The following is a 1,909-nucleotide window of genomic DNA, read 5'->3' as shown; positions in this document are numbered from 1 at the left end:
CAGTCCTTCCAAAACGGCGAAATCCTCTGGTCCCCCAAAACCAACGCCCACCCCACCACCACCGGACCCATCCGCACCACCTACCGCAACCAAGGAGCCGAAAACGGCACCCTGGGCTACCCCACCAAACCCCAAACCTGCCCCACCACCACCCAATGCACCCAAACCTTCCAAAACGGAACCCTCACCTGGACCCCCACCAACGGAGTGGTTTCACGATCCAAATGATGAGCAGCGGTCCGTCGAGCGGCCGGGAATTCGGACGACCGATCCTCCCGTGCGGCACCGGACGGACCGACTGCCTGTCGCACAGCTTTAACGATCTGGAGATTCTGCCGTGAAATCATTGAACACCCTGCGCCTGTGCCGATCCGCACTACTCGCATCATTGCTGGTCGGCCTGATGGCTCCGGTTGCTGCGGTAGCCGACACCGTCGGCTCACCACCGTCGAGGGAGTCGCTTCCTCCCGGAGCCCAGGAGCAGCTTCCCGCTGCGGAGCAGGAGTCCCCTGCCGGAACTACCCCCGAACCGCCTGCAGCGGAACCCCAGGTCTCCGTGCCCGAGACGCTCGAGCCGCCCACGGCGGAATCGGCGGAATCGGAAGCGCCGGAGACGGACGCCCCGGCGCTTTCGGCGGAGGACGAGCTGGAGCAGCGGCTTCAGGGGGCAAGCCTCGGCCAGCATGGTGCAAGCCTCGGACAGGGTCTCGCCCGGATCGCCGAGCACGGCGACCCGCAGGTTCCCACCAGCGAGGAGCGGGGCCTGTGGGCAGCTTCAAAGGCCGCGGATTCCTTCGCTGCGGCGACGAACTACTGGGCCCCCGACGGGGTGCTCGGGGTTGATGTCAGCAGCCATCAGGGAACGGTCAACTGGGCCGGAGCCTGGAATTCCGGTTCACGCTTTGCCTATGTCAAGGCCACTGAGTACACCAGCTACCTCAACCCGTTCTTCTCCCCGCAGTACACGGGAGCCGAGTCGGCCGGGATGCTGCGCGGGGCGTATCACTTTGCCATACCAAGCCTTTCGGACGGACGCACGCAGGCAGATTACTTCGTCAAAAATGGAGGCGGTTGGTCAGCTGATGGGAAGACATTGCCTCCGCTCCTCGACGTCGAATACAACCCGTACGCATCTTTGGGCAACAGTTGCTACAACATGACCCCGTTCCAGATGGTGACGTGGATCCGGGATTTCTCCAATCGGATGGTTCAACTGACCGGACGCGTGCCCATGATCTACACCACCGCTGACTGGTGGAACACCTGCACCGGCAATTCGACAGCATTCCCCGACCACCCGCTTCACCTCGCCCGCTACAGTAACTCCACCGCTGGCACCATGCCTTCCGGGTGGGGCAACTACACCCTGTGGCAGTACACCGATTCCGGCCCCATCGTGGGCGACTGGAACCAGTGGCCCGGTGATCTTGCCGGCCTGCGGGACTTTGCACGCAACGGGCCGTCGGCGACAGCTCCGGTTCCGGTTCCACTGTCGCGGTCTGCGTTGGCGGAGGCCTTCATTGATGGTGCTGCGGCGTTGGTGCCGGCCCTGGGTGGTGCCACCTCGGAGGTTGTTTGTGGTTTGAAGGACGATGGTTGTTACCGGGATCATGTCAATGGTGCAGTGGTGTGGTCGACCGGCACTGGTGCCGTGGCAAGTGTCAATGGTGCCATCCGCACGGCGTGGCTGAACTCTGGTGCGCAGAACGGACTGCTTGGTTACCCCACCAGTGCTGAGATCTGCGGCCTCAAGGACGATGGTTGCTACCAGTCATTCCAAAATGGTGAGATCTTGTCGTCAGCCGCCACCGGCGCTCACATCAGCCGGCAGGGCGGGATCCGCACCACCTACCGTGCTGCGGGTGCCGAGAACGGTGTCCTGGGTTATCCCACCAGCGCTGAGATCTGC

2 protein-coding genes are annotated in these 1,909 nt (G+C 63.3%); both read left to right on the top strand.

Annotated features, from left to right (window positions below):
* Positions 1-228: LGFP repeat-containing protein (locus Y705_RS23375; RefSeq protein ID WP_026531608.1), on the top strand; the 228-nt coding region annotated here is incomplete at its 5' end.
* Between the two features lie 109 nt (positions 229-337).
* The coding region (locus Y705_RS0101725; protein ID WP_275450790.1) for a GH25 family lysozyme at positions 338-1,909 on the top strand (1,572 nt) is incomplete at its 3' end.

It is taken from the genome of Arthrobacter sp. H41 (assembly GCF_000520535.1).
In the GTDB taxonomy this organism is placed as follows: domain Bacteria; phylum Actinomycetota; class Actinomycetes; order Actinomycetales; family Micrococcaceae; genus Arthrobacter_D.
Note: the sequence above shows the minus strand (reverse complement) of the source record. Positions and strands in the feature narration are given on the sequence as shown.